5 protein-coding genes are annotated in these 6,296 nt (G+C 39.2%); 1 reads left to right on the top strand and 4 read right to left on the bottom strand.

The window, feature by feature from the left end:
• On the bottom strand, window positions 1-815 hold an 815-nt coding region (locus AMDU4_RS08460; protein ID WP_290704709.1), incomplete at its 3' end, for a hypothetical protein.
• Between the two features lie 464 nt (window positions 816-1,279).
• Between AMDU4_RS08460 and AMDU4_RS08455 the strand changes: the two genes are divergently transcribed.
• Entirely contained in the window at window positions 1,280-2,281 is a 1,002-nt protein-coding gene (locus tag AMDU4_RS08455) for an alcohol dehydrogenase catalytic domain-containing protein (protein WP_290704705.1), read from the top strand.
• Here AMDU4_RS08455 and AMDU4_RS08450 read toward each other — a convergent pair.
• From AMDU4_RS08450 to AMDU4_RS08440, 3 genes are all read right to left on the bottom strand, one after another.
• Window positions 2,272-2,697 (bottom strand): MarR family winged helix-turn-helix transcriptional regulator, encoded by a 426-nt coding sequence (locus AMDU4_RS08450; RefSeq protein WP_021787561.1) that lies wholly within the window; start codon window positions 2,695-2,697, stop codon window positions 2,272-2,274. The genes AMDU4_RS08455 and AMDU4_RS08450 overlap by 10 nt on opposite strands.
• A gap of 4 nt (window positions 2,698-2,701) precedes the next feature.
• Window positions 2,702-4,432: an MFS transporter gene (locus tag AMDU4_RS08445; protein ID WP_021787560.1), complete on the bottom strand. Its 1,731-nt coding sequence runs from the start codon at window positions 4,430-4,432 to the stop codon at window positions 2,702-2,704.
• Window positions 4,433-4,512: 80 nt separating this feature from the next.
• Complete coding sequence (locus AMDU4_RS08440; RefSeq protein ID WP_021787559.1) at window positions 4,513-6,285, bottom strand: ribosome biogenesis/translation initiation ATPase RLI; 1,773 nt, start codon at window positions 6,283-6,285, stop codon at window positions 4,513-4,515.
• Window positions 6,286-6,296: the final 11 nt, after the last annotated feature.

The raw sequence follows: 6,296 nt of genomic DNA, 5'->3' as shown, positions 1-6,296 counted from the left end.
TTGGAAGTGTGTATTGAGAACACCACCTTTGAAGGGTATGATGATGTGGATAATCCATTGCAATCTCTGGCACATCTAATGTTTCCCCCACCTGCTGCAGTCATATTAAACTGTATGCACAAATGCTGCCCATTATCAGATTCCCTATATGCCGTATTTCCTATTATTGTATTATTAAGTCCATTAATATTGCCTGTTGATGATGTTTCAGGCATGTTAATATTATGGTATATCCCATATGTAGGCTGGTGGCATATATTAGATAAGTATACGGTATTATTCCCGTCATAGCCCATCTCATTCATGTACTTCTCAACATGTATGTTTGAATTCCCGAATGTGGAATATGAATTATGGAAGAATACTGATGGCTTTGGTGCCATGGAATGCATTGAATAGAATTCTGATCCTGAAAGGTATTCTGCATGGAAATTAATATTGCCAGGCATAGAGTTTACATCCCATGTATAGGTATATACACCGGTACCGCCAATATAGACTGTATGGACATTTACTCCTGATACAATAAAGTACAGTGCTGTATCACCTGCACCACTTGATTCTGAGAATGATGTTACATCTATCTTAAGTGTAATTGCACTCTCTATGCTTGCTGATGATGGTGCACATGTTTTGCCTGATACATGCCATGAATTTACAACCTCACCTAATAATCCATTTGATACAGATGGATTGATTTTATTTGGAGAATTTGAATCAATTGCAATAGAGGGAGAAGATAGTTGTGATAAGGGCATTATTGAAAACATTGCTACAACCAGCAGGGATATAAATGTAATATATCTACGGTGCATAATAATGTAAACGTCTGACTATATATAAATGTTTGTCTTACCATTTCACCTTTATCCGGTAATGTAATTGATAATGTATGAAAAACAGTAAAAGATTCGTGTGAGAACCTATGCAATATCACAGGCATAGATGAATATTTTAGGAAAATAGATTTGGTGTAGCATACACACATATCCTGAATAATTTCCTGTATTTTACAGATATTGTTAATATGCCGTGGTTTTCATACAGTACCTTTATGTGTTGCCAGCAAGATGATATATAATATCTGTGTTTGTACTGTTTGCAACTAATAGCGATTATTAGCTTCCTGCCTAAATGATTCTATTTGCTCTTCCTTGGCAATAATATATAATTTTCATAAGATTTGTAAACAACTTGGTCGACATGAATGGATTCAGAGTTGGGCATTGTTCTGGGAATTTCGGCAAAAATTATAATATGTATTATACAATTAAAAATAATGAGAGCTTTTATTTTAAGGGAGCCAGAAAAGCTTGAGTTAATAGACATGAAGGCTAAGGAACCCGGTGAGGAAGAGATACAGATAAGGACTGTGGCCTGTGGTATATGCGGAACTGATTTCCACGCATATCACGGAAAGCATCTTGCGGTTAAATATCCAGTAATCCCTGGACATGAAATGAGTGGGATTGTCAGCAAAACTGGGAAAAACATTACTTCAGTTAAACCCGGAGACCATGTTGTGGTAGATCCCAATATTACATGCGGGCATTGCGAGTATTGCAAGGAAGGAAAGGAAAATTTTTGTGAAAACATGAGAAGCGTAGGAATTAATTATCCCGGTGGTTTCGGAGAATATGTTACTGTACCTGAAAAGGTAGTTTATAAAATTCCCAGCAATATGAGCTTTGAGGCAGCAGCAATGACTGAGCCTGTGGCCTGTATAGTACATGCCTTTGAAACCACATATGTTCATCTGGGCGGTTCTGCTGTTATCCTGGGGACAGGCTTCATTGGCCTGACGTTTTTACAGATTTTGAAGGGTATGGGGTATTACCCTATATATGTCATGGGTAGAAATCCAGTAAGAAATAAGTTAGCAAAGAAATACGGTGCAGATATGATATACACAAACATAGATGATTTAATGAAAAGCCAGATAATCGGAAAGTCTGATCTTGTGGTTGAAGCCACCGGAGATAACAGCATACTTTCAAAAACCATCGATATGGTTTCACCCTCTGGAAAGATCTTTGCATTTTCAGTTTATCCTCCGGGAGAAAATGTAAATATTGATTCCAATAGGATATACAGTAAGGAAATATCAATATTTGGGGATTTTATCAATCCATACACAATGAGAAAGGCCATTAATATGATAAGTTCGGGGCTAATAGATTATGCTGGAATGGAAGACTATACAATAAGTATTAATGACATTGGCGATCTGTTCAGCTCTGGAAAGAAAAATTTTATCAAGCCATTAATATCCTATGAATGATCTTTAAGTTTCATATTTATTTTTTCCAGTATAGTTGCCAATTGATTTATATCATCCTCTGGAAGTGATGAAATTGAATCGTAGATAATTCCCTTTATAATTTGCTCTATTTTATGATAAGTTTTTAGGCCTTCCTCCGTTATTTCAATATTGATTACACGCCTGTCCTGGCTGCTGTGCACACGTTTTACCAGATTCTTGCTTTCAAGGCCATCAGTAATATCTGTGACCCAACCTTTTGCAAGTGAAAGCGTGTCTGCAAGATACTTCATATTCTTCGGTTCGGAACTGACAAGGCGCAGTATTTTTGAATCTGTCAGGCTTAGTGATAGATCCGAAAGACTATCTTTTATTCTGGCCCCGTATTCACTCAGTATACTATCCAGCAACGACCATATAGTTAATGTTTTGTCCATGTTATCATCTTTTCATTTTTACTGCCTTATCCGACAATTCGGATTTGTCAACTGTAGATGGTTTATCCACTTTCTCTGCCCTTGATTTTTTCAAAGGCTCACGGAATATGGATATTATTGCACCCACAAATACTATTGCAGCTCCCGCATAGAATACAATATGAAGTGATTTCATGAAAGCCGGGGCAAAGATTGTGGGGAACCATGTCCTGGCAGTCATTGTGACTATTGCACTATGTGGTATTGAAGATATAGCAGAAGCAGGCAAAAGCCCCAATATTACTTTAGCCGGGTTTATGCCCAGAAGCGCCCCAAATATTGCTTCTGTTGGAGGAAGTTTTGACATTTCTGTTGCAAGGGTTCCTCCACCACCAGCAGCGTATACAGCAGATGAAAGTGTATGTGGCAGTGTTGTAGTTAATCCCAGTATCAGTATGGTAAAAAATATCCCCATGCTGGCAGTTGTACCCACGTTTCTCAGTGTGGAAAGCATACCTGAGGCAGCCCCCCTTACTTCAGGTGGTACTGAGGACATAACCGCCGAGGTGTTTGGTGCTGTAAACATTCCCATACCGGCTCCAAAAAGGAACAGCAATATGGCCATGAATATATATATGAAATCAGCAGGCAGTAGTACAAGAAGGAGGAGTGCAATTCCGGAAATTATAAGCCCGAATGATGCTATCCATCTCTGTCCATGCCCATCCGATAATTTGCCGGCTATTGGACCGAATATGCCCATTGCAACAGTCATGGGAAGCATGTATATACCAGCCCAGAAAGGTACAGAAGCATAATGGTAACCATGTACTGGGAGCCATATACCCTGGAAAAGAATGATTACCATAAACATAAAGCCCATCATACCCATGCTGGATATCATACCGGCAAAGCTTCCGGCAGTAAAACCCCTAATTTTGAAGAGACTTAGATTGAACATTGGCTGTTTTACCTTTCTCTCCACAAAGGGGAAAAGTACCAGAAGTGCCATGCCGATTATCAATGCTACTCTTACCCATGGATTTCCCCATCCCATAGCACTGGACTTATATGGCGCTATGCCGTAGGTAACCCCTACCAGCAGTATAATAAGACCACCAGCAAAGGTGATATTTCCGGGTATATCCAATCTCTGCTTTATTTTTGGGGATGTTTCCTTTAACTTCAGGTATGACCATACTGTACCCACTATTCCCACGGGTACACTAACAAGGAATATATATCTCCAGTTAATCGTGGCAAGAACCCCGCCAACCACAATTCCTATGCTCATTCCCGCTGTGGCAGCAATGGCGTTTATTCCTAATGCAAAACCACGTTCCTCTTTCTTAAAATTATCCGTAATTATGGCGTAACTGTTGGCAAATATGAATGATCCGCCTACAGCCTGGACTATCCTGAAAATTATAAGCTCCAGTGCCCCTGTGTTCCCTTTGCCTGGTGTGAGGTAAAGGAGTATTGAACCTAAGGTGAATATTGCAAAGCCAAGATTGAACAGCCTTACCCGGCCAAAAATGTCTGAAAGCCGTCCGATGGTAACAAGCAGCACTGCAGTTACTATCATATAACCCATTAATATCCAGAGAAGATAAACGAAAGACCCTGGTTCCAGGGGATTAAGCTTGATTCCGGTGAATATTGCAGGCAATGCTATAATTAAAATGCTCATATTTATGGTAGCCATCAATACTCCCATTGTGGTATTTGATAATGCTACCCACTTCTCCTGAACCATAACACTTAATTATTTTAAATTATTTAAATGTTATTTTTCGAAATTATTTACCAGTAAACATTTATTCATTAAATTAAAAATTATTTCATGTAGTAATATTCACCACTAACTTTCTGCTGGCGGTCCAGTGCACTATTTAGTTTATTTATCCTTGGCCTCCTGGTAGATTCGTCCCTTCTAAAGGTTATGCCAAGGTCTTTCAGAAACATATTCATTCCTTCTCTCATATCCATCGGCCCCATGGAATTTCCTGATATCCCCTGTTCTCCCTTGAAGATTATGAGTGCATCAGAAATTAGGTCTATAAGGTATATGTCATGGTCAACTACTATGGCACTTTTTTTATTGTTTTCCATTACACGCCTTATTATCTTTGCAACGTTCATCCTGTATGACGAATCCAGATGTGCTGATGGTTCGTCAATTAAATACAGATCTGCATCTGTAGCGAGGGTTAATGCTATGGATGTTCTCTGAAGTTCACCGCCTGAAAGGTCTCCTATGTATTTGACATAGAGTTCAGAAATATTCATTGGAGACAGTATTTCATTCTTGATGAATACATCCTCCATATGCTCTTTCAGTGCGTTTGACAGCAATTCATATACAGTTCCATCGTAATCTGTAGATATATACTGTGGCTTATATGCTATTCTGAGCTCATTTTCCACAGCACCTGAATCTGGCTTTACAACTCCAGAAAGGATCTTTACAAAGGTAGTTTTTCCCAGGGCATTCTGGCCGAGCACACCTATTATTTCCTCCCTGTTTATGTAGCCTTCCCCGATGTTCAGATTGAAATTTCCATAACTTTTTTCCATTGCGGTCCATGATGTTATTCTTGTTGTTACCGATGTTCTTTTACTTGATTTTACCGTAAAATCTATGGATGTTGGCCGTATTCTAACATTTTCTTCACGAATATATCCAGAGAGAAATGCATTTATAGCCTTATTGGTGCTTTTCTCCTTTGTAATGACTCCATATGCCCCCGGGCTTCCGTATACCAGGTTAATCTGATCAGCCATCTTATCAAGTATGGCAAGGTCATGCTCCACAACCATGACTATTTTTGACTGGGAAAGTTTTCTTATTATATCCGATACCCGTATACGTTCATTGATATCCAGATAGGATGAGGCTTCATCAAACAGGTATATATCTGCATCCTTCATCAGTGTAATTCCTATGGCAAGTTTCTGCAGTTCACCCCCGGAAAGGTCCTTTACATCTCTGTCGAGAGATGTTTTCATGGCAAGTTCATCTACAATAATATCCATGTTGCCATGGTCATTATTCTTCATTATTTCTCTTACTGTACCACTGGTAACTCTCGGTATGAGATCAACATACTGGTTTTTCAGGACAGCCTTTTTAGTCCCCCCATAAAGATCCCGGAAATATTGTCCCATAATGCTCTTTGAAAATCGTTCTATGACATAATCCTTATCGTTCTTTTTTTCAATGTTCCCAAAATTCGGCACAAGCACTCCGGAAAGTATGTTCATTGTTGTTGTTTTTCCCAGGGCATTCTGACCAAGAATGGCATTTACCCTGCCACTACCAAGTTCAGGGAGTGAATATAGCCGGAATGAATCTATTCCGTACTGATGCACAGTATCCTTGTTCAATTCATCAGGAACACTTACTATCTTTATTGCGCCGAAGGGACACCGGTTAACGCATATGCCGCATCCTATGCATAGTGATTCAGTTATTAATGGAAAATCATCTGCTTCACCTGGGAATTCTATAGTTTTTGATCCGCTTCTGACCGGTGGGCAGTAATATCTGCACTCATGATTGCACTTTTTTGGATGACACCGTTCTCTGTCTAAAATCGCAATATGCATAGCTAACTCTA

The organism is Ferroplasma sp. Type II, from assembly GCF_000496155.1.
This window is presented reverse-complemented; position numbering and strand designations above follow the sequence as displayed.

Coding starts and splice junctions, on each gene's coding strand:
- AMDU4_RS08455 (WP_290704705.1), top strand. CDS start 1,280: ATGAGAGCTTTTATTTTAAGGGAGCCAGAAAAGCTTGAGTTAATAGAC.
- AMDU4_RS08450 (WP_021787561.1), bottom strand. CDS start 2,697: ATGGACAAAACATTAACTATATGGTCGTTGCTGGATAGTATACTGAGT.
- AMDU4_RS08445 (WP_021787560.1), bottom strand. CDS start 4,432: ATGGTTCAGGAGAAGTGGGTAGCATTATCAAATACCACAATGGGAGTA.
- AMDU4_RS08440 (WP_021787559.1), bottom strand. CDS start 6,285: ATGCATATTGCGATTTTAGACAGAGAACGGTGTCATCCAAAAAAGTGC.